We start from the raw sequence: 24,315 nt of genomic DNA on the forward strand, positions 1-24,315 counted from the left end.
CTTTCACCACCTACGAGAGCATGTACTCAAGCCGTTACCCTGCATTGTGCTCCCGCGATTCCCACTCTTGCTCCAGTCCGTCGAGCAGTCGATCGATGTCGTTTGCAGTATTGACTGCGTGGACGGACGCTCGAACGGCGGTCGGAGATGGCAGTGCTCGAACGACGATCCCGTCGGCAGCCAGCCGTTCGACCGTCGTCGCCGGATCGTCAACATCGATGGTCACGAGCCCCGACTCCGGCACTGAGGGGCTGAGAAGACGGTCAACGGGGACACCGTCTACTAGTCGACCGGCGAGACGGCGGACGCGGTCTTCGATCTGGTCGATCCCGACTTCATCGATCACGTTGATTGCTTCCCGGAGCGCGACGTGGGGTGCCGGGTTCGCTGACCCAACTTCGAACCGACGTGCGCCGGCTGCGTACTTGTAGGGATCGTCGGATGGCGTCTCGACGCTTCGATAGCCGACCGTTCGCGGCTCGAAACCCTCAGCGACGTCACGGTCGACGTAGAGGAAGCCGCCGCCCCACAGCCCGAGCAGCCACTTATGGCCGGCAGCAGCGACCGCATCAGCACCCCACTCCGCGACGTTCATTGGTAGTTGTCCGGGGACCTGTACGGCGTCGACGAGCGCAAGCGCACCAGCGTCGTGGGCGATATCAACCAGTTTCCCTACCGGAAGCTGCGTCCCGTGGGTCCACGTGACCGCGCTGAAGCAGGCGACTCTGGCATCCGTGACGGCCTCGGCGAAACGCTCGAGATCGATGCGGCCGTCCTCGGTCTCGACGATTCGAACCTCGACGCCTTCCCGCTCGAGGCGTTGCCACGGGAGGATTCCGGCGGGATGCTCGAGGTCCGTCCGCACGACGATGTCGCCGGGCTGCCAGTCGATCGCGTTGGCGACGGCGTTGATCCCAGCCGTCGTACTCTCGGTGAGCGCGATCTCGTCCGGGTTGGCGCCGACAAACGACCCGACCCGCTCTCGAGTCCGGTCAAACGCTCGGAACGCCGTCTCGTAGGGGTGGTCGCCAACCGGTGACTCGTACTCGTGCTCGCGGACGAACTCGTCGGCGGCATCGACGACATATTTCGGACTTGGACCGTGAGCGCCGAAGTTGAGATAGGTTCCCTCCTGTAAGGCAGGGATATCCGCCCTGAACTCGGTCGGCGTCATCGTCGGACTCGATTGCATACGGTATCTTACGAACGCAGTAGATAATATTCTTGGGTTTACTATGAAATACTGAGAGCAGTCGCCGTGAACGAGCAATTCACCGACGAGTAACGGGGGTTGCAAGAAACCGGTCCCCAGCCCCATCTCGAACACTTCGTTCATCCGGAGAACCGTTCCTGGCGATTCGGCAACAACTATCGTGACCACTGAACGTTATTGCACACCTGATCGGAGGCGACAGTATTATATTATATTGGGACTATAGTACAATACATGTCTGAACTAGGAGGCGACGACACTGGGGAACAATTGGGAATCGTACTCGAAACCAGCGACCCCGAACGCGCGTGGAACGCCTTTCGTCTTGGAATCACCGCACTAGAGAACGGAAACGACGTGTCAGTGTTCCTGCTCGGCGACGGTGTCGAAGCCGAGGAGATCACGGACGATCAGTTCGACGTACGGAATCGAATGGAGGAGTTTGACGAGGCCGGCGGGGAGTTGCTGGCCTGTGGCACCTGTCTGGACATCCGAAACAGCGATGGGAGCGAGGTCTGCCCAATCTCGACGATGAACGATCTCCTTGAGGTCGTGACGACTGCCGATCGAGTGCTGACGATCGGATAGTGATCGGTTCCGGATACCCTGCACAGCGGAGCGCTCGAGCGTCGGAGTGCTATCCGGATGGATCCATCCTGTCGACTGCAGACGCCCATACTTCGGGCAGGCGCGCGTACACCATCGCGTTCCCGATGAGCGCGTCGACGGTCGTGTACTCGTCGACCGCGTGGACGGTATCCGTCGCGAGCGCGAACTCTACCGTCGGAACGCCGGCGTTTCGAAGTGTCTTCGCGTCGCCGCCGCCGGTCGCGACGAGGAGGTCGTCGTAGGGCTGTTCGTCCGTCTCGTCGCAGGTCTCGACCGTCACCGTCTGCGCGTCGAGATCGATACCGACGACCTCTGCGCTCATTCGCAGGTCGACATCCCGTCCCTCCCGGAACTCCTCGGGCGTCACGGTAACGAGGTCGTCCAGGTCGTCCACCGCGCCCTTCACGTAGTAGGGCATCCCGCAGGCGGCGTAGGAGACCCACTCCCCTTTCTCGAAGACGATCACCTCCCGCTCGGGATCCTCGCGTTTCGCCTTGCTCGCGGCGCTCATTCCCGCGGCGTCACCGCCGATAACGACGAATGTCTCAGTCATACGTGAGGAATAGGACGGTAGCGCCTAAGGTATTTCTGTATATACCCAATACTATACAAACTAATACAGATATTGCTTCGATAGCATCTCTCGTCACGAGTCTCTGTTCGACGAGTTCGGTACGGTCTCCAATGTCACGATCAGTGTGGAAGCGTCCACCGCTTGCGTCGATGGATTACTCGAGGTCAGCGTTTCGCTCCACACTCGGGGACCGCTGCGCTTCCCGGTCCGCGTCACGGGCCGAACACGAACAGTTCGAGCGCACTCGGATCAGTAGCGCGATGACGCCGAGCACTGCGAAGATCACCGCTCCCTGTACGACTCCAGCGATCATTCCGACTGACGTCCCGCCGGCGATGGCGGCGGTCCCCGGTCCGATACAACAGAGGCTCGCGAGCCCTGCCAGCCCGAGCAGCGATTGACTGGAAACGTCCGAACTCATACGTGAATTTGAGGACAGAAGGGAATATGTGTTCGGTCGATTTTCCGAGTCAGCGATTGCGGTCTCAAACTGACCGCCCGCCCGATATCCCTCTGCTACGTGCCCACTCGCTTGTCGAACGATGCAGGAGGCTCCTACACGCGATTCGTCCGCCCGGTTTTCGCTGGAGCAGCGCACGGTAGTGTACTCCCACGAATCGACGGTTGTCCCGTAACGGTCGACGGTGGAACCCAGAACTGATTTTTGTGGTGAGCCCAATACTATACACGAATGACGCTACCAATCGATCCCAGTCAAATCGATCCGGACGACATCGGTGCGAAACAGACGACCCTCGAGATGGACCACGAGGAGGCGATCGAGCGCGTCCGCGAGGTATTCACCGACGCGGGGTTCGGCGTTCCCGTCGAGTTCTCGCCGTCGGAACTGCTCAACGAGAAGGTCGATGCCGACCGCGACCCCTACTACGTCCTCGGTGCGTGTAATCCGTCGGTCGCCGACCGGGCACTCGAGGCGACCGACGGGAAACTCGGTGCGCTGTTCCCGTGTAACGTCGTCGTCTGGGAGGAAGAACCCGGTCAACAGCGCGTCTACCACGTCTCGATCATGCGGATCGCGCGGCTCGTCGGAATAGCATCGAACGACGACGAGATGGAAGACATCGTGGCGGAGACCGGCGAACTGGTCGATACTGCGTTCGAGGACCTGTAACCATGGGATATCACACGTTCGACGCCGAGCGAGCGGACAAGTTAGAGGTGGCCGGACGGCGCTATCGGTTCGTCTCGGCCGAGGAGCTGCTGTGGGCGCTCTCGCTCTCGCCGGACGACACCGTCGCTGACCTCGGCAGTGGGACCGGCTTTTTCACCGACGACGTCGCACCACACGCCGGCGAGGTCTACGCGGTCGACGTTCAGGAGGAGATGCACGAGTACTACCGGGAGAAGGGCGTCCCGGAGAACGTCGATCTCGTGACCAGCGACGTGAGCGACCTGCCGTTCGACGACGGCGGCGTCGATGCCGCGTTCTCGACGATGACCTACCACGAGTTCTCGAGTGACGCGGCGCTGGCCGAAATTCGCCGGGTCCTCGCTGCCGACGGCCGACTCGTCGTCGTCGATTGGGCAGCCACCGGAACCGGCGAGAACGGGCCGCCGGTCGACGAGCGCTACAGCGCCGACGAGGCGGCGGACGCCCTCCGCGAGGTCGGGTTCGCCATCGAACACGAGGCCGTCCGACCGGAGACCTTCCTGCTGATCGCGACGCTCGAGTAAGGGTGGAATCGGTGTCCTGACCGGAACAGGGACGAGTATTCTTCCCTTGAAAGAGAATTACGCGTCTCTGATCCGTTCGATCGCCTCGTCGAAGCGCTCGATGGGCTGTGCGCCGACGAGCGTCCCGACGGATTCGGAGTCCGGATCGAAGACGGAGAATGTCGGCGTCCCCCCAACGCCAAACGAGCGTGCTTGCTCGCTATCCGCGTTGATCTCGTCTTCGAGCGCCGATCGTCGATCGTCGAGACACGACTCGAGCGAGTCGGCGTCGACGCCGTCGACCGAGCGCGTGTACTCGAGGAGATTCTCGGCTGTGGCCCAGCCGGAGTTCTTCTCTCCCTGTTCCTCGAAGATCGCCGCATGCCAGTCCCAGTACGTCGATGGGTCGGCGTCGCGAACCTGGTCCCATACGCACTTGCCGCCGATCGCGGCCGTCATCGAGTCAGCACCGAAGTACGGCAGCGAGATGAATATGATTCGGACCGTACCCTGTTCGACGTACTTTCGAATGAGGTCGGGGAGCGTCTCCCGTTCGAACTGTTCGCAGAACGGACACTGGAAGTCCGTCCAGTAGTAGATATCGAGCGGTGCATCGGACGCACCCATAATCGGCTTCCCCTGCAATTCGACGCCGAGGTTCGATGTCTCGTCGCTCGAGTGAAACGACGGGGAGAGGTCGTGAGCTGCGTCGTCGGATCGTGTGAGATAGTAAGCACCGCCGACGCTGAGAGTTCCAACGAGACCCGTAACGAGAGCGCGACGAGACGGCTGATCGAGCGACATCGATTGTTCGCGCTCACATTTATGCTACCGGCCCTAAACGGATCCGCCGATTTGCTAGGCCAGCAAATCGGATCGGGATCTCGTCCGTTCCGCTCCGATTTGCCCATTCACTCGCTCGCGACGGTCCGACGATGAGCAGTGATCGAACAGCGGAAACGGTGTCGAGCGCAACGAGTGTTTCGAGCGATCGAATCCGGTACTACGAGTCCACGATCTCGAGCGTCCAGTCGCCGTCGGCCTCGATGTTGAGCCAGACGGGGCCGCCCGCCTTGTACGACCGCGAGTTATCGAACTCGCCGGTCCGATGGACGAGTATCTCCCGACTGCCGTCCGCGTCGTAGCCGTCGACGATGAACGTGCCGTCACCGTCATGTGTTGCGACGACCCTGATGCCGCCCTGGGTCCACAGCGGTCCGACAAACGCCGATCCCGTCCCGGTCGCCTCGAGCGGGAGGTCCTCTAGTTTGTCGGCGTCGACCGCCGGCTGTGAGAGGTCGATCGACCACGCGCCGTCGGTGTCGACCTCGAGTCTGTAGGCGTCGTCGTCGACGGCCATGATCGACTCGCCGGTGGTATTCCCGGACGTGGTCAGCAGATTCTCGTTGCGCCCGATACCGTCGGGTTTCGTCACGTCGACGGCGATCTCCCCGCCGTCGTGGGAGACGTTCGCAACGAGCATCCCCTCGTTGAGGTCGAACGTGGCGGTGTCGCCAGATCCGGATCCTTCGAACGTGTGGGACTGGCCCGCCTCGAAAATCGTTCCGCTCGGTCGCTCTCTGTTCTCGGTTTCGTCGGTGCCGTCAGCGCGCTCGAACGTCTCGTCGACGAGATCCGAGGGTGTAATGACGTCGAGGCCGCGGTGCTCGATGTGATCGAGGAGCAGTCCGAAATCGTCCAGTGACATTCTATTTTCGTTGACACCGATGTCTTCTTCGTCGACGATCCGCGGGACGCGTACCACGGTGAGATGGTTGTACTGATCGGAGAGGTTGGTATGGCGGCGAACACCGGTGTGAAGCGCGGGACCCCAGATGAACGGGATCATATGCATCTCGGTCGGTGGCACGCTCGTCGTTCCGGCGTTGGACAGGAACGTCGTCTCGTGGATCTCTCTCGTGAGCCCGTAGGTCGTCGCATCCATCCGGTCGTCAGGAACGAACAGGTGACGCGATCCGTCCTCGAAGCCCTCGTCTGCGAGCGCGTCTCGAGCGGTTTCGAGGATCCGTCGCTGCTGGTCCTCGGACTGCTCCGGCAGGGGCGTCGACACCTGCGGGAGCGAACAGACGTCCCAGCCGCGGTCTCGGAGGTCGCGTAATTCGGTGCGCCCCATCCGACCGGCGGCTCCGATTTGCTCGGGGCTGACCGGAACCGCCGCGGTCCAGTCGCGCTCCTTGAGCATCTCGGCCGCAATGTCGTAGTGCGAACCGTGGCCGCCGTAGAACGCGAGGATTGCGGCACCGTTGGCAGCCGATTCGGTTCGGCGGAGGTCGTCGACCAGCAATTTGGTCGGTCCGCCATCCGGCCCGTCCGCGATGATATTGAGACCGGTGACGTTCGACAGGTCCGGGTCTTCCCCCGGCTTCTGCTGATAGCCACAGTCCATTCGGAACCAGCCGTCGTATCCGTCCGGAACGATTCGAATACTGGTGAGGCGTTGGCTCTGCGTCGGTGCAATGAATTCGACGATGATTCGATCAGCGGATTCCGGTTTGACCGCCAGCGAGGTGTCCCAATCCTTGAAGTCGATTCCGTCGTCGAACCGAATCTCCATGCCGGCCGTCGCCTCGTTGCTCTCGATGACCGCCGCCTGCGATCCGAGTCGCGCCTCGTCGGAAGCGGCCGAGAGTTCGCCAGTTCGGGCGGACCACTCGCCGAGGTCCTCGAAGTCAGAGATCACCTGTCCACTCTCGATAGCGGGCCAGTTCGTGGGGCCGGACGCCATTTCGCCCCTGCCGATTCCGTTGCCGTCGTCGTCCGATAGGATGTCCATACAGCCGGCGAGCGTCGTCGATGCGGCACCGAGTGCGGCGAGCATTCGCCGTCGGGACGACCCCCCGTTTGCGTCGCGTTCGTGAGCCATTGTAGATAGGTTACTCGTCGTTACGTTCTCTCTCCGATGGCGTAAACGGAACTGCTGATTTGCTGACCCAGCAAATCGGAGTCGGTGACTTCAGTTGTCCCTGCATTGGTGCAACTAGATGTTTACGCGCGATTCGATCAGCGGGTACCTGACGAACCTCGCTGCAGCAGTCTCGTACCCGTTCGAGACGTGGCGAGGGACGATCGGACTGGTACTCGTGACGGTCGCCACCTACATCCTCCTGATCCTGAGTACGATGCCGGAGTTCTCGCTCCAGATGCTCGGCGATGGACTCCACTGGTTCGAATACGTCCTCGTCTCGCTCACGGAGACGGTCTACCGGACCGACGGCTGGTCGGGGCTCGCGGTCATCGTCCTCTACGCTCTGCTCTCGGGCGTCGCGGTCGTCAATGTCGTTGCGCAACTACAGATCGTCGGTCTCTCGAGTCTCACCGACCTCTCCGGCGTCGTCCCGGGGCTTCTCGCATCGGGCTGTGCGAGCTGCGGTGCCGGCCTCCTCGGCTTTCTCGGGTTCGCCGGGGGACTGGCAGTACTCCCGTATGACGGCGCGTTGCTTCGCGTCGGCGGGCTCGCCCTCTTGGTGTTCTTCCTCGGACGAGCGGGCCATCCGGAACACTGTGCGATCACGACGGAGGCAACGAAGTGACATCCTCGCCCGCCCTAAAGGGCGGGGCTTCCTACAAGGGAAGCCCTACGTCGGAGGTTTCAGGACTCGAAGGCCGCAAGCGTCGTCTGTCGGGATTGCCGACTCAGCGTGCGGTATCCTGTGGCCGTGTCACAACGGCTCCCATTCCGTGGCGAGTCATCGCGTTCCGGTTTCCAAGGAACGCTCTCTCCCCATGGATCGAAGCGATCGGCGATATTCGCAGCCGCGTTGATATCCGCCTGAAACGTCGAAATGTGACACTCCGCGTTCGTACACTTGAACTCAGCTTGCGATCCCCGGCGGCCGATGTGACCGCACGCGTGGCAGGTCTGGGACGTGTAGCTCGGGTTCACGAACTCGACCGGAATGCCGGCTTCGAGGGCCTTGTCCTCAATCCGGTCTGTGAGTCGGGCAAACGCCCACGAGTGCAAGCGTCGGTTCATGTACTTCCCGTAATCCAGATTCTCGCGGATGTACGTCAGGTCCTCGAGTACGATTACCGGGTCGTCGAAGGAGTCAGCGTACTCGACGGCTTCGTGGGATGCCTTCTCGACGATATCCGTGAGGGCGTTCTGGAAGTAGTCGAAGCGTCCATCCACACGCCACTCGGCGGTGTCACGCTCTTGCAGTCGCTTCAACGTCGTGTACATCTCCTTACGGAGTGCTCGCGCACGACCGCCATCGTAGATGTACGGTTGGATCGGAGTGTCGCTCTGACAGGCACAGCCCGTCAGCAGTTTGGACTCGCCAACATCGAAGCCAATTCGAGTCGGGTCGTCCGGGGTCTCTGGTTCGGCTACGTCGTACTCGACTGTGACGTGCAGCATCCAACTGGTTCGGTACTGTTGCAGTCGGAACTCGCCAACTGTCGCACTCTCGTCGAGAAGATCGTGCCACAGCGATTCCTGTTCGGGGTTGATCCGAAGCGGAATCCAGAATGCGTTCCCACGTCCTGCCTGCGGAACGCGCCAACAGAACTCGTACGCACGTTCGTCGGAATGGTCGATTCGAAACCCCCGGTTCGTGAACCGAACCGGATGGTCGTCAGCCAACTCCGACGCGTTATACGTATCCCGAAGCTTCGGGACGTAGTTCTTGAGCGCGTCCTTAGCGTAGGACGTGAGTGTGTAGGGCGTAACGACGTCGTTGACCGCCGTCTGCGTATCTGCACCACTCTCGAAGGCGTCCGAGAGAGCGCGTCGATAGGTCGCCACGGTACGCTCGAGCCGTTGCTCTTTACCCGTTGTAGGCGGAGCGAGCGTGGCTTCGAGCGTTTTCGTGGCGGTCGCCGTCACGACTACGAGTACGGGAGAGTAATAGTTAAAGCTAACTAAAAACTAACCATGTGTGTAGATGCCCAACCTGAACATCGAAGTAGACCAAGACGAGTACGACCGCCTGAGAGAAATCAAAGACGCGCACGGCCTCACCTGGAAAGGGGTGCTTCTCCAAGGTGCGAAATCGTTGGACACCGAGGGGCCGTTGTAGGGCGAGTCGAGACACGAACGAACGCGATTCCTCCCCGTCCCAAGGGACGGGGTTTCCTCGCTACCGCCAGATGACGGCATACGACTTCGTCCGATCGATCCGGTCGGATCGGCGAGCGATGCTGTGGGGAACGGCCGCCGGAATCGGCGTGTTCCTGCTGTTCGGCCTCGTCACCGGCCTCGTCCCAAATCCGCTGTACGTTCGGATGGTCCCGCGGACGCCCGTCGATTACATGTTTCTGACGCTGACCGCACTGCTTGCGGGCGTCTACGCCGCACAGCGACTGGCGACCGAGGCGGCCGATCCCGACCTCGAGGGTAACGACGAGAGCGAGGCCGACGGCGCGAGTAGCGAGGACCGCTGGATGCTCGGCGGTCTCGTCGGCGGATTCCTGGCGGTCGGTTGTCCGATCTGTAACGTTGCCCTGCTCGCCCTGTTCAGTTCGTCCGCGCTCATGACGTACTTCGATCCGTTACGACCGGCCCTCGGCGCGCTCTCCGTGACGATTCTGGCGGGACTGATCTACGCTCGCCATAGGCGGGCGTGTCCGGCCTGCACACCGTGATGCGTTCGTCAACGTGGTCCGTGCGCTCGAGGCGTTCTGGTTCGACGTCGTCTGGTTACCGCCGGGAGACGAAGCGGACGACGACCGTCAGTAGTCACGACTGCTACCGGAGTGTGGGTACAAGACAGTGACGACGATTTGCTGAGTCGGGGAATCGTGGCCTATTTGGTACTGAACGACGGGGTCTATCGTGTGCAACACGGAGGCTCCTCGGACTCGGCGGAAATCTTCCAGATCCTCGCGGACGAGTACGCACGGAAGATACTCCTCGCCGCGGACCACGGGCCGAAGACCGCGAAAACGCTCAGCGAGGAGTGCGACGCCTCGCTCACGACGATCTATCGGCGAGTGTCGACGCTGCAGGACCAAGACCTCATCAAGGAACGGAACACCGTCGATTCGGACGGCTCCCATCGAAGCAAGTTCCAAACGTCGCTCGAGGAACTCCACGTCGATATCACCGACGGTCAGCTCTCGCTGACGCTGGAGACCCGCGACGAACTCGCTGACAACTTCACGTCCCTCTGGAGCGATCTCCGGGGTGACGACTGATGGAAGCGTCGTTCGTGATCGCCAAACTGTTCACGTTCGTGCTGAGTCTCGGCGTCGCGTATCTGGCGTATCACGGCTATCGGCGCAGCGGTCAGACGCCGATGCTGTACGTCTCCGGTGGATTCGTCTTCATCGGTGCCGGCGCGATCTGCGAGGGACTCATCTACCACGTGTTCGGAACGACGATCGCGTCCGCCGCCCTCGTGCAGGCGGCCATCGTCTCGAGCGGGATGGTGCTCGTTCTCATTTCGTTGACGAAGTGATCTCGCGAACTCCCGAGCGGCATTCGCGCTCCTCGTTCATCCTCGCCGCTGTCCCTTTTTCCGACTCGGGGAATCGTCGTACTGGATTTACGATTCCCACCGAAACGTGGACGTATGAATCGGCGTCTCTGGCTCCGATCGATCGCCGCCTCGAGTGTCGCTACCACCGCGGGCTGTCTGGATACCCTCTCGAGTGACGAGGGACAGGCAGACGACAGCGACGGTAGTGAACGGGAGCGTGCCGACGGAGCGGTTCTCGGCCCACCGGAGCAAGATCTGAGCGAGTCGTCGCATCCGAGCTACGGCGACGACGTTCCGTCGGTCGAACTCCCCAACCCACTGACCAGTGAAACCGTCTCGACGGACCAGTTCGAGAGCGACCGGGCCGTTTTGATGACCTTCTTTTATACGTCGTGTCCCGATGGGATGTGTCCGGCATTGATACTACGACTCCGCCGTGCACAGGAAGCCGCTGCTGCCAACGGGTACGGTGACGATGTCCAACTGCCCGCAATGACGTTCGACCCGGAACGAGACACGGAAGACGCGCTTCGAACGTTCGCCGGTCAGCAGGGAGTCGATCTCGAGGCCGGGAACTGGGACTTCCTCAGACCGGAGCGGTACGAAACAGCGAAGGAGATCTTAACAGACCAAATCGGATTGCCGCTCAAAAAGATCGATGCCGAGAAGTACGATTCGCTCGAGTATCAGTTCCCCCACTATAATTTGATCTTGCTCGCGAACGAGCGGGGGATCGTCGAGCGAGCGTATCCCCGGGGGGCAACGGTCGAGATCTCACGGGTAGTCGACGATCTCGAAACGGTGGTGTCAGCGTAAGATGCGCAGGCGAGATATCCTCGCCGGAGTCGGCAGTCTGGGTACGATCGGTGGCGCAGGAGCGCTGGCGATACGCGGTCCACCGTCGTTCGGAGATGGAACAGACGAAACCCAGAGCGAGAATTCGGATGGAACAGGATCTCCGGACACCGAACCGCTCACGATCGAGACGATCGATGCCCCGGGAAGCGAAGCCGGCGAGGTCCGTGTTCCGGCGTCCGACCGACCCACGTTCATCGATTTCTTCGGCACGTGGTGTCCGCCGTGTATCGAGCAGATGCCTGCACTTGCGGCGGCGAACGATCGCATCGGTGACGACGTGCTGTTCATCTCGATCACGAGCGAAGCGATCGGGCGATCAGTGACGAAAGCAGAACTAGTCGACTGGTGGGAGAAACACGACGGGAACTGGTCTCTCGGCCTCGATCCGACTGCGGAACTGACTGCACGGTATCTCGCGGGCGGCTATCCCTCTGCGGTTGCGATCGATACGTCCGGTCGCGTCCAGTGGTCGGACACCAGAGTCAAAACGGCGGACGAACTCGTGGCGGGGATCGAACAGGCGCTCAAGATGAGGACGGACGCGTGATCGACGCACCGCTCCTGTCGACGGTCGTCTTCGCACTCACTGCCGGCGTCGCGACCTTCTTTAGCCCCTGTGCGTATCCGCTGTTGCCCGGGTACGTCGGGTTCTACGTCAGCCGGACGGACGGCGACGCATCACTCGGTGGGGCGACGACCCGCGGTATCGCCGCAGGCGTTGGCGTTCTGGGAACGCTCGCAGCCCTCATCGGGGTGACGTTCGTAATCGGTCAGCAGACGCTATCGAACCTCACGATCTTCGAGTCGCTCGTCGGCGGACTACTGGTGATCTTCGGCGCGCTCGTTCTCGCCGGTCGCGCCCCCTCGCTGTCGATTCCGCTTCCGAAGCGGCGGTCGAGTATCTTCGGATTCGGACTCTTCGGTTCGGGGTACGCGCTCGCTGGGGCCGGTTGCGTCGCGCCCGTCTTCCTCGCGGTCGTCGCCCGCTCGCTATCGCTGCCGACCGAGGCGGCGGCGCTCGTCCTGATGACCTACGTCGGTAGCGTCGTCGCCCTGATGATCGCGGTGACGGTCGCGACCGGAATGGGGCTGGTTGCGAGTGCAGGTCGGTTCGCGGCCTACTCGGGACCCCTCAAGTGGCTCGCCGGAGGCCTGATGATCGTGGCTGGAGCCGGACAGCTTTATCTGGCGCTCGTTGTCTATTAGCACGATTTCATCATTTAGAACAACTCGTGTAACTCACGGTCAGTACAGTCTGCTAAGATGGCGATCCCGTTGAATGGAGACTGCGTATTTTTACAGTTCTCTGTAGGACACCATCTTATGGTAGCGACCAATCAAATCCTGTCCGTTTTCATCATCTTTGCCCTCGCACTACTGGTGGTTCGGATCGGAGCGATTGCGCTTCGAATGACTGGTCTCTCACCGGACGTGGCCACATTTCAGTCAGCATCGGCATTTTCGGGAGCGGGGTACACGACCGAAGAAGCAGAGTTTACGGTCTCAGAGCCGAGCAGACGAACTATTGTCATCTGGCTCATCCGAATCGGAAGTATCGGGGTTGTGAGTGCGCTTGCGTCGGTCCTTCTATCGTTCATCAACGCTGAGGGCGAGGACTTTCTTACCCTCATCTACGTTATCAGTGGGATTGTCGGGATTATTCTTCTCGCTCATAGCCAGCTATTAAATCGAGCAGTAACGCCAGTTATCGAATGGACACTTGACCAGACGACGGATCTTGCCATCCAAGATTACACGAAGGTACTTGGTCTTCAGAGTGAATATCGCATTGCTGAAGTTGAGGTCAACGATGATGAATGGTTGGCAAATGATACGGCCAGAGGATTGAATCTCTCTGACGAAGGCGTGATCCTGCTTGGGGTTGAGCGAAATGGTGACTATATCGGTGCCCCCGGTCCTGATACAGAGATCCAACCGGGAGATACCGTTGTCCTCTATGGGAAAGAAGATCGATTACAGGAACTTGCAGACCGAGATGGAGGGGATGTTAAAGCACACAAGGAGGCACGTGACGAACATGAGAACATCCTTGCTGAACAAGAACAAATCATCGATCAGTAAGCACACGTAGTTACCGTTCTGTACAGATGGTTACGAAAATGATCTCAAAGTACGAGGTTAAATTCACGTTCGCAATAACTCAGAACTTTCTGTGTTGGTAGTAAGCGCAAATACGATGAGCAATCATCCAGACACCACGCGTGATCAGACCCAGAATACGGTGACTCAACGCGCGCTAATCGCGGCAGGAGTATTCGGATTTGGATTCAGCGGGTTAATTGACGTACTCGTTTTGCACCATATCCTCCAGTGGCATCACTTGGTTTCTGGAATCTATCCAATGTACACGCTGGACGGCCTTGAGACAAACATCCTTGCAGATGGGCTGTTCTCACTTGCGATGTTAATTATTATGGGAGTCGGGGCCGGCCTTGTGTGGCAGTCTGAGCGACGAACTGTTGTTCCGTTGGCCGTCCAACCGCTGGCTGGTGCTGCTCTCATCGGTCTCGGCGTGTTCGATGTCTATGACGCCTTCATTGACCACGCTCTGTTAGGCCTTCATCAGCCAGTCGGTCCTGGCGGGAAATCCTTGTCTTGGGGTGGTCAGTATAACCCTCATTGGATAGTGGTCAGCCTCCTCTTCATCACTGCGGGGTACTACGTCTATAGAACGGGGATACAGAATCGTAGTGGCGAGCGGGAAGAAGCCACATAATTTGTCTGCAATTTCATACTCATGTTTGTTCTACGTATCCTCTCAATGCTTGGGCTTCTGTTATACGGAAGTCCGTTACATGGTCCTCCGCAAGCGCCACCGCCACCAGTCCCCCATTGGGTCGTACTGCTCGTTGTTGTTCCTATCCTTTGGCTTGTCATCGGTGGTACAGTACTAATGATCGATTGGCTGTTACGACAGTTCTGAAAAGTAGGGACGTGAACAGGACTCATTGAAATGTTACTGTTCCGGTCACGTCGAAGCACAGCAATATGTTCGTATACGTAATTGCTGTTCGTAGAGGGCAAGGACATACCGGTGTGAGTAGCTATTTCTCAAATTAGGGATTTAAGTTATGTTCACTACTTAACCGCTTCTCCTCCTACTTGTAATTCGCAACTGGCGCAATATTGTTGTTCATTATTTTGGACACCTACGTGTATGGGAATTGAGCCTATTAATAGGAAACTACTACCAGTAGCCGCGATGAACGCTTGTTGCCCCGAATGCGACAGTGGACTGGGTGAACTGGTCGAAAAATACGCTGTGGAAGAGGTTGCAAAAGCGAGTTTCCAGTGCCGAAGCTGCGAACACGAATGGTCGGTTATATTGTAGCTCCTTCTCAAACCCATTTTGTTTTTATTCCTCGTGCATGATTTCGGCGACCGCATCAATATCGAGGTTTTGGAGAGGCATGTCTCTGCCAATTGTGTATTCTGATATTTGCCCACAGTCGTAGCACTCAAGGACGAAATCTGTCTTATGAGCCATCATCCGTGCGTTTTCCTGTCTTTCACAGCTAGGGCATGAAAGCCAATCCCGAAACGTGTATCCCATATCTCTCTCAAACGTGTCTATCTATCATGGTTTTAGGGGGTGCATTCGATATACACACGTACTTACCGGATCAAGTGCTCCAGTTTCAGGTGCCGTATTGCACACTAAACCCGTATTCCAACGACTGTTAGAAGAACAGCGCCGGCACGGAGTTCCGGAAGATGTTGAGCGAGATAACGAACAGGAGTCCGACGACGAACCAGTTGAACGCGCGCTCGTCGAACTCGAGGCGTCGGAGATACGTCCCCACCAGCAGGCCGACGATCGTGACGACGGCGATCACCGACCCGAGCCAGAGCCGGTAGGTCGTCAGGAGATCGGTGAACAGCGCCATCTGTATGATACGAACCGTAAATATCGTTCCGAGAACCATTGCCAACCCGCCGATGTATCGCTCGGCATCCCGCTCGAAGGTATGGAAGTACGCCGGGAGCAGCGGCCCGAGATTCGCGAGAGCGAGCAGGAAGCCTTGGGAAAACCCAGCCATACCGAGGGCGACTGGGTGGTGTGCTTCCTCGACCGTGACGAAGTTCTGTACGACCTGAAAGACAACGTAACTGAGGAGGACGAGTCCGATAACGAAGGGGACGAGCGGTCCGGCGCTGTACGTTGCCAACGCTGCGACGCCGATAATAGTCCCAATAACGGCGAGCAATAGGAGCGACCACTCCTCGCGAACGAACGACCGCCCCGTTCCGGTTTCCGCGATCTGGAACATATTGAGCATCCACGGGGGAATCGCCAAGACGACGACGGCGACGGTCGGATCGATCACCGTCGCGAATATCGGTGTCATGATGAGCGAGTAGCCAAAGCCGGTCATTCCCTTGACGATGCCAGCGACAATCGCGACCATGCTCAGTACGGCGAGCAATCCGACTGAAAGTTCGGACTGAACGCCCCGTCCGGCGTTCTCGAAACCCGGGAAGAAGACGATCGAGGCGACGAGAACGGTCAGCGTCGCGCCGACCATCGTCACCTCGCGGTACTGAAACTCGAAGAGATTGGTGAAGAACTGTTCGACATCGACTGTATTTTCGGGAGCACTCATACTAGTTCGAAGGCGCATCTCGACCCTCGAGATCACCGTTTCGATGACATCGGTCGGCCATCCGTATTCCACTGTGCTATTCGGCGAGATTTATCGAAGCTCGAGTTACCGGTAATCTGGCAAATCGTCAGATTAGTCCTTCTCGAACTTGTCTCCAGGGATAACTCAAGAAATAGCTCTGTCGTCTATAGGGGCAATATTAGCCATCAATTTTCCGATCGTCGGTACGCAGTCATCACCATCTTCATCTGTGGATCGATCGACCGATTGCACAATAGTATTGTGCCCATTATGCAAAACACTGATACCCATTCGGACCCTAGCAGTCGTGATGAGCAAACCCACACCCTCAGAGCTGACCGGTGACGGCCGCGCGACCCACAAACCCGTCCAGTTACACGATATGGCGGACTACGACGACTTACTCACGGCACACGACCTCGTCTTGCTCGAGTTCGTCACGTCCGGCTGTGGAATCTGCGCGTCGATGGAGCCGGTGCTCACTGGAGTCGCGCGCAGCGCACCTGGCGTCGTGGCGACGGTGAACGCCGGTCTCGTTCCGGATCTCGCCACCGAGTTCGGCGTCCAGAGCGTCCCGACGCTCGTCGTCCTGCGCGACGGCGACGAAGTCGCCCGCCTCGACGACGGGTTCCAGAGCACTGAAACGCTCGTGGACGTCCTGGAGACACACGCGGCGCGCTAACGTCGCCGACGACTGTCCCAAGGACGGTCTCGCTGCTACTGCTGTATCGGGTCCAGCGCGTCTTCCGAACGGAGTGATAGGGCCGACCGCCGATCAGTTTTCGTCACGTCCTTTTCGACCACGAGGTCCTCGAGGACGAGCACGTCAAGTCCCATTCCGTAGAAGTCCTTGATCGCCTGTGTCGGCGTCTGGACGATCGGTTCGGCGTGATCGTTGAACGAGGTGTTGAGGACGACCGGCACGCCGGTGATGTCGGCGAACTCGGAGATGAGCCGGTGATAGCTCGGGTGATGGTCCTCGCGAACGGTCTGAGGGCGCGTCGAGTCGTCGGCCGGATGCAAAACGGCCTCAAGTTCGTCGGTTCTCTCAGGACGGATGTCGTAGGCATCGATCATGAACGGCGCCGAACCGCCGTCGATGAGGTACTCCTCGACGGCCGACTCGAGCAGCGAGGGAGCGAACGGGCGCCACTCCTCGCAATGTTTGACAAACCGATTCACTCGATCACGGGACTCGGCGGTGCGCGGATCGGCGAGGATGCTCCTGGCACCGAGTGCCCGCGGCCCCATCTCCATCCGGCCTTGGAACCAGCCAACGAGGTCGCCGTCGGCAAGCCGTTCGGCGACGTACCGCTCGAGGTCGTCCGGTTCCCCGTACTCAGTTTGTTCGTCTTGAGGGTCGAACGAATCTCCTCGGTTTCGTATTGGGGACCGAGGTAGACATCGGTCTGGCGGTCGACGGCCGACGGTGGCTGTCCCGTCCATCCCGCACCGAGCGCGAGCCCCGCATCGTTGGCGACCGGCTGGACGAAGACGTCGTCGACGTATGGTGACTCACGAACGCGCTTGTTCAGCTTGCAGTTCAGCGCGACACCACCGGCGAGTGCGACGTTCGCCGTGCCCAACTGATCGACGGCTGTCTCCGCGATGTCGACGACTGTCTCCTCGAGCAGATTCTGAGCAGTGTACGCGAGGTCTTTCTCCCACTGGTCGAACTCGCCGGGCGTTTCGTTTCGAGGACGGCCAAACGCGTCCTCGAGGGTTTCGATGCCGTGGCCGGTTCCCCAGCGCTTCGTCAGTTCGGTGACGTCGTAATCGGCGCCTGTGTCGATCAGCCCGCGTAGGACGCCTTCGATCTCTGGATTGTCCTCGCCATAGGGTGCCAGCCCCATCACTTTCCCCTCGCCGTTGAACATCCGGTAGCCGAGGAACTCCGTGACGACCGCGAAGAAGAGCCCGAGACTGTTCGGGTGTTCGTAAGTGTACGCGCGTGTCAGGCCCTCGTCGCCGCGCCAGACGACCGTCGAGTCGTACTCACCTTTCGCGTCGACCGTGAGGACAATCCCCTCGTCGAACCCGACGGATGGAACGCGCTCGCAGCGTGGCAGCGGTGATGCGGAATCGTCTCGATCGGCGGCACCGGCGAACCGATCGACTCGAGGCGGTTCTCGATCTGTCGGGTCGGAACGAACCGGCTCCGAACCTGCGTGACGAGCGTCTGTTCGAGTGCGGAGAATTTTCGTCCGATTCCGGGCGCTCGGATCGCGTCGGAAACGTAGTGTGAAGCGATCTCGCCCCGGAGCTGCGGCTCGTACGGGAGGAGGATCCGATTCAGGTCCGGAAGGGACAGGTTTCGATGGTCGAGACACGCCCGGATCGCGTGTTTGGGAAACGTATCCGTCGCGTGTTTGTCCCGCGTGTATCGCTCTTCCTCGACGCCGAAGACGGGCGTCCCATCATCGAAGAGAACGGCGCTCGGGTCGTGCTGGCCGTAAAGCCCGGTCGCCGGTTTGAACGCGAGTTGGTAGTCAGTCATGGCTCGTGAAAGTTGCGTACTGTAATCCAACCCTGGAGACGGCAAAACGACGCTGACGATTTGCTAACCTAGCAAATCGTCGACGACGTAGTCGTATTCGTCGTCACTCTGGTACTGGTCCACTCTCTCACGGATCTCGACGCGGTCGGGCACTCTGCTCGAGACCCCGCCCAGCACGATGCCCGCGAGGCTCTCGACGATGTCTCTTCTTCCGATTCCTACTGCATCGGAATCGACCGGTCCTGCATATACGGACCATTCATAGGCAGAGCTATGGGAAATCACACTGGACCGTCCAGACCGAGTGTCTCGCGCCGCGAGCTCTGCATCGCAGCCGGGGCCGCGGGTATCTCGGCTCTCGCAGGCTGTTCGACGGGGAATACGAATTCATCCCGAGCGGGGAACGCGACGACGATAACGGACCACTCGTCGCCGGACCTCGAGAAGTGGGTCGACGAGGTCCCCCGGCCGAGCGTCGCGGAACCGTCCGGAACGAAGGATGGACGCCCTCGCTACGAGATAGCAATGGGCGAGGTCGAACAGAAGCTACACCGCGATCTCCCGGCGACGACCGTCTGGGGCTACGACGGGCAGTTCCCAGGCCCAACGATCGAAGCCGAGCAGGGCGAACCGATCTACGTCCGCTGGACGAACGACCTTCCGGACGAGCATCTCCTGCCCGAAGACACGACGATTCATAGCGACCTCATTCCGTACGATACGCCGGGCGTACGGACCGTAACGCATCTTCACGGCGGAAACGTCGAGTCCGAGAGCGACGGTCATGCACAGGCGTGGTTCACTCGAGACTTTCAGGAGACGGGCCCCGAGTTCGAGAAGAAAGACTACTACTATGTAAACGACCAGCCGCCGGCGACGCTGTGGTATCACGACCACTCGCTCGGCATTACGCGATTAAACGTCTACGCCGGGCTCGCGGGGTTCTATCTCTTGCGGAGTGACCACGAACGGAGCCTCGGTCTGCCCGAGGGCGAGTACGAGATCCCGCTCGTCCTGCAGGATCGGAGTTTCGAGAGGGATGGATCGTTGTTCTATCCAACGGCCATCTCGGACGAGAAAGGCGGCAGCGACGAGTCACACCCCGATCCGAGTATCGTTCCGCAGTTCTATGGCGACACGTCGGTCGTCAACGGGAAGGCCTGGCCTCGGCTCTCCGTCGAACCCAGATCGTATCGGTTCCGGCTCCTCAATGGGTCGAATAGCCGATATTATTCCCTCCAATTCCGCCGGTACGACGAATCGCCGGGCGAGACTGATGGAGACGGACCGTCGTTCGTCCAGGTCGGGAACGACGGCGGCCTCCTCTCGACGCCGGTCGAGATCGGCGATCGCCTCGAGCTCGGCGCTGGCCAGCGCGCCGACGTCGTCGTCGACTTCTCCGAATCCGCCGGCGAGACGCTGCTGCTCCACAACGACGCGCCCGCTCAGTATCGCGGCAAGACGGGTTTGGGGGACGACGACATCGTTCCGCTCCCCGAGATCATGCTCGTGGACGTGAACGAGGCCGGAGATTCACAGGATGCTACTGAGCTCCCCGACGAACTCACTCGTGTTCCGGACATTTCCATCGATTCGGTCGACAACGAGCGATACCTCACGCTCAACGGCGGCGCGACCGACGACTACAGCCGACAGCTCTACTTGCTCGGAACTGCTGAAGAGCCGGACGGTCTCAAAATCGACGCCCCCGTGACCGAGGAACCTGCGCTCGGTGACACCGAGATTTGGAGTTTCGCTAACCGAAGTGGGATGTCCCATCCGATGCATCTCCACCTCGTGCACTTCCAGATGGTAGGACGACAGTCGATCGGAGACTACGATCCAGACGAGGACGAGCTCGACCTCGAGGCGCTCGAAGCACCCAAGCCGTACGAACGAGGGTGGAATGACGTGATCACCGTCGATCCCGGTGAAATAGTCCACGTAATCGTCCACTTCGGGGGGCACGACGGACTATTCAACGATCAGACGGGCACGTACATGTGGCACTGTCACATGCTCGAACACGAGGACCATGACATGATGCGGCCGTTCACCGTCTTACCGAACGATGGTAGGGGCGCCGATAGCGACGACGTCGACGATTCTACTACCCAGCGCTGAAGCGGTGGGCTCGTCGGGGGACTCCCGTCAGCGAAACGACCTAAAAGCGGTTCGAGGAGAATGAAAGTACGGACGAGAGCGAAGAGAGTAGCGGCCGGAAGACGATTAGCTCTGTGCGGGCATCTCGATGTCGGCCTCTGCGTGTTCGTACTTGTCCTCGAACTCTTGGATGAGCTGCCCCATCTTCGCGTACCAGTCATTGAGCTTTCGCTGCATGTCGTTCGCGATCTGGGTCGGATCCGTCGGGTAGTAGACGTGGTAGTAGCCGCCCTGCTCGTAGTTGATCTGCTCCTTCTGGATGAATCCGCTCTGGAGCAGGCGCTGGATCGATCGGTACGCGGTCGAGCGCTCGCGGTCGACCCGCTCGGCGACCTCGTCGATCGTCAGCGCTTCCTCGCTCTCGACCATCACGCGGAAACAGTCCTTATCGAGTTGCTTGAGTCCGTGAATGCACTCCAAGAGCCCTTCGCACTCCATGTCCTGCTGCAGTTGTTCCGCCATCGAATTAGCCATTGTACTACTAGCCGATAGGGACCGCGTCGGTATAAGGGTTGTGTGAATATTGTGCAATCTCGATGAGCCGATACCAAACGGGATGAGTGGCGTCTACAGCGTCAGTCTGCGGACGTCGCGGACGCGTTCGACTGGGCACGCATCGTCGTGATCGTGCTGTAGATCACGGCCCCGCTGACCATGAACGCCGAGAGCAGGATCAGCACGAAGCTGGCCGTATTCAGCACGTCCATCCCGAGGTAGTCGCCCGCCTGACGGAACGCGACGGCGATCGAACCACCGACCAGCATCAGCCCGAAGTAGATCTTGATGTCATCTTCGTCGACGATGCCGGTCGCGGCCGAGCCGATCCGGGCGCCGAGCGCGCTCCCCGCAAGTAGCGGTGCGACGATCGAAAGGTCGACGCCACCGTTGAGTCCGTAGGTGAACGCGCCGAAGCCGCCCGAGAAGACGATCTCGAAGAGGTCGGTCCCGACCGCGACGGGAACCGGGACGCCGATCAGGTAGACCATCGCGGGCATCTTGATGAAACCGCCACCGACACCCAGGAAACCCGACAGCAGACCCGTGGCGAACGCGACGACCAGAATCAACCAGAGCGAGACCTGGATCCCGCCGGCAACTGTCATCATCGGCGGGATACGGTAAGACTGAATCCGCTTCGCGAGGGGTGGAATCGCGTCCGGATCGATCTCCCCGTCGGACTCGTGGTGGCTCCCACTCGAATCGTCTCCGCCGTCGTTTACGAGCGCATTTCGGGTGACGAACAGCCCGACCGCACCCAACAGGACGACGTACGTGATGCCGATGGCACCGCTGGCGAGTCCCAATTCCTCGAGATAGTACACTATCCGACTCCCCACCTCGATACCGCTCGTCGTCCCGACGATCATCAGTCCGCCAAGTTTGTAGTCGACCTGGCCGAGGTCGCGGTGTTTCAGCGTCGCGATCATGGCCGTCCCGAAGACGAAGGCCATGCCGCTCCCGACGGCGACTCTGGCGGGATACCCCATCACGAGTAACGCGGGCGTGACGAGGAACGAGCCGCCCATTCCGAAGAAGCCGAATAGGACGCCGACCATGAAGCCGAAGCTTACGAACAGTGCGAGCGTCATCAGGGCGATTCCGAATAGCTCCATCTATGCGCGTGTGATTTTCTCGACGATCGGCGCTGCGACTCGCTCGAGCGCGCCGTACCCGACGTAGAGAACGAACGCCTCGAGGAGGACGACGCCAACGAGGACGCCTGACTGTACTGCTGACGAATACGCTGCGAGGTCGATCATCGATACCGACCTCCGTCGCCCGATTGTGTGCGGAGCATAGGTTTCTACTCGGTATCGTCTATCCGGAGGACGGATATAACACTTTTGGGAATTCCGCACAATATTACTGCAGTCTATCTCACGGCTATCCAACGAGAATATTCCAGTAAGTTATACGGAGCCGAGGAACGAACCGACGAAGACTCCTTCCGCTGGCGCGCGGTCGGAACGCGGTGTCAGCGGATTCGTGACGAGACGGAGTCGGCGTCGCGATACCTACGGATCGGTTACGACTGATAATTCGGAGTAGGTATTGGTTTGCACAAACAATATTATGCGTCCGAAGCCTACGACCGGTATGATAGCGATCTGTGCGACCGATCTCTCGGCCGCCAGCGAGGCGACGATCGAGAGCGAGACCTGTCTCGAGTGTCTCGGCCGAATCGGTGTCGAGGAGATCCACCTCGTGACCGTGATCCCGTCGAACGTCCACGCGGGGATGCCCGGTATCGACTTCGCAGCGCGACGCGAGCAAGCGCTCGATCGCTATCGCAGCGTTATCGAAGACGCGGACTTCGACGTCGAGGCACACGTCGTTCGCGGGACGCCTCATCGACGCATCAACGGGATCGCAGAGGCGGTCGGCGCTAGCCTTACAGTCATCGGCTCGCGCGGAAAGAGTCCGCTTGAGAACCGCGTTATCGGATCGACTGCACGCAATCTCGCGCGGACGACGATCGTCCCACTGCTGGTCAACCGGATCGAACGCGGGGCGGACGAGCCAGCCGTCGTTCGCGAACACCTGTTTCGGCGGATGCTGTTCGCGACGGACTTCTCGGAGAACGCCGAGCGGGCGTTCGAGGCGTTCTCGTACCTCCGTCACGCGACGCAGGAGGCGACGCTAGTCCACGTTGAAACGCCGAAGGATCCGGCGCTTCCAGAGGGCGCCGACCCCGAAGCGCGACTGGCGGAGTTGGCGACCAAACTCGAGGACTGGGAGATCGAGACGCGAACGGCGGTCCATCAAGGTGATCCGGCGGACGAGATTCTCGCTGCGGAAGTCGAATACGAACCGACGACGATTCTCGTCGGCTCGCGCGGTCACAGCAGGCTCCGCAGACTCTTGCTCGGGAGCGTCTCCGAAGATATCGTCGCACGGGCGGACGGCAACGTTATGCTCGTACCGCCGGATCGAACGGCGTAACACGAGGGCGAACCGTCGGCTCACTCGAGCGTGAACCGGTTCACCGATCGTGAGAGATGGAGTCGACGCGTTCGTCGGCAAACCAGTGTGCGATCGCGCTCTCCGCGCGATGCAGGACATCGCTACAGGTCGACTTGGTCACACCGAGCGCCGACGCGATGTCCGTCAGCGTCGCCTCGCGGGGAACGTCGTAGTACCCCGCCTCGAGAGCGGTGCGGAAGACCTCGAGCTGCCGATCCGTCAACAGATTCTCTGCGTCGCTCGCGGCGACGGCGTGTACGTACTCGATGTGGTATTCAATACCACGCTCATCGAACGCGTCGCCGAGCATCGATAACCGGTCCGCACTCGTCGTCAGTTCCCAAGTCACCACGCCGTCTTCGACCGCAAACGGCGTCTCCATTGGAACGCCGGCCTGCTGCATGGGAACGAGCAGTGACGGATTCGATGTCTCGACCTGCAGGAGTGCGGTCTCGTCGTGCTTCCAGAGCAACTCGAGGTCCCGGATATCGCTCCGCTCGTCGATCGCGGCGAGTATCGGGACTGGATTCGACGCCGCCAGTTCGATGACACCGATTGCGACGTCCGATCCCGGCAGCACTGAACTGACTCGAAACGTAGTGTCGGGATAGGCCGTCGAAATCTCGTGGATCCAGAGCGATTCGGGGAGTTGGACGGTGAGTTTCGCCCGTGGCATC

27 protein-coding genes and 2 pseudogenes are annotated in these 24,315 nt (G+C 60.1%); 16 read left to right on the forward strand and 13 right to left on the reverse strand.

Features of this window, described 5'->3' with window-relative positions; all coding sequences use genetic code 11:
* Positions 1–34: 34 nt before the first annotated feature.
* Complete coding sequence (locus tag FEJ81_RS19440; RefSeq protein WP_138246937.1) at positions 35–1,192, reverse strand: aminotransferase class V-fold PLP-dependent enzyme; 1,158 nt, start codon at positions 1,190–1,192, stop codon at positions 35–37.
* 255 nt (positions 1,193–1,447) lie between these two features.
* Here FEJ81_RS19440 and FEJ81_RS19445 point away from each other — a divergent pair, with 255 nt between their 5' ends.
* A complete protein-coding gene (locus FEJ81_RS19445) occupies positions 1,448–1,801 on the forward strand; it encodes a DsrE family protein (protein ID WP_175416493.1) in 354 nt (117 codons plus the stop codon).
* Positions 1,802–1,937: 136 nt separating this feature from the next.
* Here FEJ81_RS19445 and FEJ81_RS23885 read toward each other — a convergent pair.
* Positions 1,938–2,375 (reverse strand): annotated as a pseudogene (locus tag FEJ81_RS23885) (FAD-dependent oxidoreductase); the annotation flags it as partial.
* 175 nt (positions 2,376–2,550) lie between these two features.
* Positions 2,551–2,817, reverse strand: coding sequence for a hypothetical protein (locus FEJ81_RS19455; protein ID WP_006111129.1), 267 nt, complete (start codon positions 2,815–2,817; stop codon positions 2,551–2,553).
* A 270-nt stretch (positions 2,818–3,087) separates the two neighbouring features.
* On the opposite strand from FEJ81_RS19455, the gene FEJ81_RS19460 reads away from it, so the two are divergent.
* Both FEJ81_RS19460 and FEJ81_RS19465 read left to right on the forward strand, forming a co-directional pair.
* Positions 3,088–3,528, forward strand: coding sequence for a DUF302 domain-containing protein (locus FEJ81_RS19460; RefSeq protein WP_138246938.1), 441 nt, complete (start codon positions 3,088–3,090; stop codon positions 3,526–3,528).
* 2 nt (positions 3,529–3,530) lie between these two features.
* Positions 3,531–4,091, forward strand: a complete 561-nt coding sequence (locus tag FEJ81_RS19465; protein ID WP_138246939.1) for a class I SAM-dependent methyltransferase — start codon at positions 3,531–3,533, stop codon at positions 4,089–4,091.
* A gap of 57 nt (positions 4,092–4,148) precedes the next feature.
* Here FEJ81_RS19465 and FEJ81_RS19470 read toward each other — a convergent pair whose 3' ends face one another.
* Together FEJ81_RS19470 and FEJ81_RS19475 are read right to left on the reverse strand one after the other, a co-directional pair.
* On the reverse strand, positions 4,149–4,874 hold the full coding sequence (locus FEJ81_RS19470) for a DsbA family protein (protein WP_138246940.1): 726 nt from the start codon (positions 4,872–4,874) through the stop codon (positions 4,149–4,151).
* 199 nt (positions 4,875–5,073) lie between these two features.
* Positions 5,074–6,954: a polysaccharide deacetylase family protein gene (locus tag FEJ81_RS19475; protein WP_175416494.1), complete on the reverse strand. Its 1,881-nt coding sequence runs from the start codon at positions 6,952–6,954 to the stop codon at positions 5,074–5,076.
* A 118-nt stretch (positions 6,955–7,072) separates the two neighbouring features.
* Here FEJ81_RS19475 and FEJ81_RS19480 point away from each other — a divergent pair, with 118 nt between their 5' ends.
* Entirely contained in the window at positions 7,073–7,621 is a 549-nt protein-coding gene (locus tag FEJ81_RS19480; protein WP_138246941.1) for a hypothetical protein, read from the forward strand.
* 59 nt (positions 7,622–7,680) lie between these two features.
* Here FEJ81_RS19480 and FEJ81_RS19485 read toward each other — a convergent pair whose 3' ends face one another.
* Positions 7,681–8,916, reverse strand: a complete 1,236-nt coding sequence (locus FEJ81_RS19485) for an RNA-guided endonuclease TnpB family protein (RefSeq protein ID WP_138246942.1) — start codon at positions 8,914–8,916, stop codon at positions 7,681–7,683.
* A gap of 58 nt (positions 8,917–8,974) precedes the next feature.
* Between FEJ81_RS19485 and FEJ81_RS24275 the strand changes: the two genes are divergently transcribed.
* The 9 genes from FEJ81_RS24275 (at position 8,975) to FEJ81_RS19525 (ending at position 14,105) form a co-directional block, all read left to right on the forward strand.
* Positions 8,975–9,109 carry a hypothetical protein gene (locus FEJ81_RS24275; protein WP_267877942.1) on the forward strand — a complete coding sequence of 45 codons (135 nt, stop codon included), beginning with the start codon at positions 8,975–8,977 and terminating at the stop codon, positions 9,107–9,109.
* A 70-nt stretch (positions 9,110–9,179) separates the two neighbouring features.
* Positions 9,180–9,674 carry a hypothetical protein gene (locus tag FEJ81_RS19490; RefSeq protein ID WP_138246943.1) on the forward strand — a complete coding sequence of 165 codons (495 nt, stop codon included), beginning with the start codon at positions 9,180–9,182 and terminating at the stop codon, positions 9,672–9,674.
* A 192-nt stretch (positions 9,675–9,866) separates the two neighbouring features.
* Positions 9,867–10,226: a winged helix-turn-helix domain-containing protein gene (locus FEJ81_RS19495; RefSeq protein ID WP_138246944.1), complete on the forward strand. Its 360-nt coding sequence runs from the start codon at positions 9,867–9,869 to the stop codon at positions 10,224–10,226.
* Positions 10,226–10,489, forward strand: a complete 264-nt coding sequence (locus FEJ81_RS19500) for a DUF7521 family protein (protein WP_006111121.1) — start codon at positions 10,226–10,228, stop codon at positions 10,487–10,489. The genes FEJ81_RS19495 and FEJ81_RS19500 overlap by 1 nt, the downstream gene beginning before the upstream one ends.
* Positions 10,490–10,603: 114 nt before the next feature.
* Positions 10,604–11,326, forward strand: a complete 723-nt coding sequence (locus tag FEJ81_RS19505; RefSeq protein ID WP_138246945.1) for an SCO family protein — start codon at positions 10,604–10,606, stop codon at positions 11,324–11,326.
* Between the two features lies 1 nt (position 11,327).
* The gene (locus tag FEJ81_RS19510; RefSeq protein WP_138246946.1) at positions 11,328–11,915 is read left to right on the forward strand and encodes a TlpA family protein disulfide reductase; all 588 of its coding nucleotides are present in this window, start codon (positions 11,328–11,330) and stop codon (positions 11,913–11,915) included.
* Complete coding sequence (locus FEJ81_RS19515) at positions 11,912–12,574, forward strand: cytochrome c biogenesis CcdA family protein (RefSeq protein WP_138246947.1); 663 nt, start codon at positions 11,912–11,914, stop codon at positions 12,572–12,574. The genes FEJ81_RS19510 and FEJ81_RS19515 overlap by 4 nt, the downstream gene beginning before the upstream one ends.
* A 117-nt stretch (positions 12,575–12,691) precedes the next feature.
* Positions 12,692–13,450, forward strand: coding sequence for a TrkA C-terminal domain-containing protein (locus FEJ81_RS19520; RefSeq protein WP_049904808.1), 759 nt, complete (start codon positions 12,692–12,694; stop codon positions 13,448–13,450).
* A gap of 115 nt (positions 13,451–13,565) precedes the next feature.
* A complete protein-coding gene (locus tag FEJ81_RS19525) occupies positions 13,566–14,105 on the forward strand; it encodes a DUF2243 domain-containing protein (protein WP_006111116.1) in 540 nt (179 codons plus the stop codon).
* 964 nt (positions 14,106–15,069) lie between these two features.
* Here the strand turns inward: FEJ81_RS19525 and FEJ81_RS19535 are convergent.
* Positions 15,070–15,993 (reverse strand): sulfite exporter TauE/SafE family protein, encoded by a 924-nt coding sequence (locus tag FEJ81_RS19535; protein WP_049904806.1) that lies wholly within the window; start codon positions 15,991–15,993, stop codon positions 15,070–15,072.
* A 331-nt stretch (positions 15,994–16,324) separates the two neighbouring features.
* On the opposite strand from FEJ81_RS19535, the gene FEJ81_RS19540 reads away from it, so the two are divergent.
* Complete coding sequence (locus FEJ81_RS19540; protein ID WP_006111113.1) at positions 16,325–16,696, forward strand: thioredoxin family protein; 372 nt, start codon at positions 16,325–16,327, stop codon at positions 16,694–16,696.
* Positions 16,697–16,731: 35 nt separating this feature from the next.
* Here the strand turns inward: FEJ81_RS19540 and FEJ81_RS19545 are convergent.
* Together FEJ81_RS19545 and FEJ81_RS19550 are read right to left on the reverse strand one after the other, a co-directional pair.
* Positions 16,732–18,511, reverse strand: a pseudogene (locus tag FEJ81_RS19545) (carbamoyltransferase family protein).
* Positions 18,512–18,574: 63 nt separating this feature from the next.
* Positions 18,575–18,796, reverse strand: coding sequence for a hypothetical protein (locus tag FEJ81_RS19550; protein WP_138246949.1), 222 nt, complete (start codon positions 18,794–18,796; stop codon positions 18,575–18,577).
* Between FEJ81_RS19550 and FEJ81_RS19555 the strand changes: the two genes are divergently transcribed.
* The gene (locus FEJ81_RS19555; protein ID WP_006111112.1) at positions 18,785–20,635 is read left to right on the forward strand and encodes a multicopper oxidase family protein; all 1,851 of its coding nucleotides are present in this window, start codon (positions 18,785–18,787) and stop codon (positions 20,633–20,635) included. The genes FEJ81_RS19550 and FEJ81_RS19555 overlap by 12 nt on opposite strands.
* Before the next feature lie 105 nt (positions 20,636–20,740).
* Here FEJ81_RS19555 and FEJ81_RS19560 read toward each other — a convergent pair whose 3' ends face one another.
* The 3 genes from FEJ81_RS19560 to FEJ81_RS23455 form a co-directional block, all read right to left on the reverse strand.
* Positions 20,741–21,148: a helix-turn-helix domain-containing protein gene (locus FEJ81_RS19560; protein WP_049904792.1), complete on the reverse strand. Its 408-nt coding sequence runs from the start codon at positions 21,146–21,148 to the stop codon at positions 20,741–20,743.
* Between the two features lie 101 nt (positions 21,149–21,249).
* Entirely contained in the window at positions 21,250–22,287 is a 1,038-nt protein-coding gene (locus FEJ81_RS19565; protein ID WP_006111110.1) for a sulfite exporter TauE/SafE family protein, read from the reverse strand.
* Positions 22,288–22,434 carry a DUF7512 family protein gene (locus FEJ81_RS23455; RefSeq protein WP_175416495.1) on the reverse strand — a complete coding sequence of 49 codons (147 nt, stop codon included), beginning with the start codon at positions 22,432–22,434 and terminating at the stop codon, positions 22,288–22,290.
* A gap of 337 nt (positions 22,435–22,771) precedes the next feature.
* Here FEJ81_RS23455 and FEJ81_RS19570 point away from each other — a divergent pair, with 337 nt between their 5' ends.
* Positions 22,772–23,617, forward strand: coding sequence for a universal stress protein (locus tag FEJ81_RS19570; RefSeq protein ID WP_006111108.1), 846 nt, complete (start codon positions 22,772–22,774; stop codon positions 23,615–23,617).
* Positions 23,618–23,657: 40 nt separating this feature from the next.
* Here FEJ81_RS19570 and FEJ81_RS19575 read toward each other — a convergent pair whose 3' ends face one another.
* Positions 23,658–24,314 (reverse strand): helix-turn-helix domain-containing protein, encoded by a 657-nt coding sequence (locus FEJ81_RS19575; protein ID WP_049904791.1) that lies wholly within the window; start codon positions 24,312–24,314, stop codon positions 23,658–23,660.
* Between the last annotated feature and the right edge of the window lies 1 nt (position 24,315).

This window comes from Natrinema versiforme (assembly GCF_005576615.1).
GTDB classification, from domain to species: Archaea; Halobacteriota; Halobacteria; order Halobacteriales; family Natrialbaceae; genus Natrinema; species Natrinema versiforme_A.

Coding starts and splice junctions, on each gene's coding strand:
- FEJ81_RS19540 (WP_006111113.1), top strand. CDS start 16,325: ATGAGCAAACCCACACCCTCAGAGCTGACCGGTGACGGCCGCGCGACC.
- FEJ81_RS23455 (WP_175416495.1), bottom strand. CDS start 22,434: ATGATCGACCTCGCAGCGTATTCGTCAGCAGTACAGTCAGGCGTCCTC.
- FEJ81_RS19440 (WP_138246937.1), bottom strand. CDS start 1,192: ATGCAATCGAGTCCGACGATGACGCCGACCGAGTTCAGGGCGGATATC.
- FEJ81_RS19555 (WP_006111112.1), top strand. CDS start 18,785: ATGGGAAATCACACTGGACCGTCCAGACCGAGTGTCTCGCGCCGCGAG.
- FEJ81_RS19500 (WP_006111121.1), top strand. CDS start 10,226: ATGGAAGCGTCGTTCGTGATCGCCAAACTGTTCACGTTCGTGCTGAGT.
- FEJ81_RS19490 (WP_138246943.1), top strand. CDS start 9,180: ATGACGGCATACGACTTCGTCCGATCGATCCGGTCGGATCGGCGAGCG.
- FEJ81_RS19480 (WP_138246941.1), top strand. CDS start 7,073: ATGTTTACGCGCGATTCGATCAGCGGGTACCTGACGAACCTCGCTGCA.
- FEJ81_RS19470 (WP_138246940.1), bottom strand. CDS start 4,874: ATGTCGCTCGATCAGCCGTCTCGTCGCGCTCTCGTTACGGGTCTCGTT.
- FEJ81_RS19455 (WP_006111129.1), bottom strand. CDS start 2,817: ATGAGTTCGGACGTTTCCAGTCAATCGCTGCTCGGGCTGGCAGGGCTC.
- FEJ81_RS19525 (WP_006111116.1), top strand. CDS start 13,566: ATGAGCAATCATCCAGACACCACGCGTGATCAGACCCAGAATACGGTG.
- FEJ81_RS19565 (WP_006111110.1), bottom strand. CDS start 22,287: ATGGAGCTATTCGGAATCGCCCTGATGACGCTCGCACTGTTCGTAAGC.
- FEJ81_RS19510 (WP_138246946.1), top strand. CDS start 11,328: ATGCGCAGGCGAGATATCCTCGCCGGAGTCGGCAGTCTGGGTACGATC.
- FEJ81_RS19520 (WP_049904808.1), top strand. CDS start 12,692: ATGGTAGCGACCAATCAAATCCTGTCCGTTTTCATCATCTTTGCCCTC.
- FEJ81_RS19465 (WP_138246939.1), top strand. CDS start 3,531: ATGGGATATCACACGTTCGACGCCGAGCGAGCGGACAAGTTAGAGGTG.
- FEJ81_RS19575 (WP_049904791.1), bottom strand. CDS start 24,314: ATGCCACGGGCGAAACTCACCGTCCAACTCCCCGAATCGCTCTGGATC.
- FEJ81_RS19445 (WP_175416493.1), top strand. CDS start 1,448: ATGTCTGAACTAGGAGGCGACGACACTGGGGAACAATTGGGAATCGTA.
- FEJ81_RS19570 (WP_006111108.1), top strand. CDS start 22,772: ATGATAGCGATCTGTGCGACCGATCTCTCGGCCGCCAGCGAGGCGACG.
- FEJ81_RS19460 (WP_138246938.1), top strand. CDS start 3,088: ATGACGCTACCAATCGATCCCAGTCAAATCGATCCGGACGACATCGGT.
- FEJ81_RS19535 (WP_049904806.1), bottom strand. CDS start 15,993: ATGAGTGCTCCCGAAAATACAGTCGATGTCGAACAGTTCTTCACCAAT.
- FEJ81_RS19560 (WP_049904792.1), bottom strand. CDS start 21,148: ATGGCTAATTCGATGGCGGAACAACTGCAGCAGGACATGGAGTGCGAA.
- FEJ81_RS19505 (WP_138246945.1), top strand. CDS start 10,604: ATGAATCGGCGTCTCTGGCTCCGATCGATCGCCGCCTCGAGTGTCGCT.
- FEJ81_RS24275 (WP_267877942.1), top strand. CDS start 8,975: ATGCCCAACCTGAACATCGAAGTAGACCAAGACGAGTACGACCGCCTG.
- FEJ81_RS19475 (WP_175416494.1), bottom strand. CDS start 6,954: ATGGCTCACGAACGCGACGCAAACGGGGGGTCGTCCCGACGGCGAATG.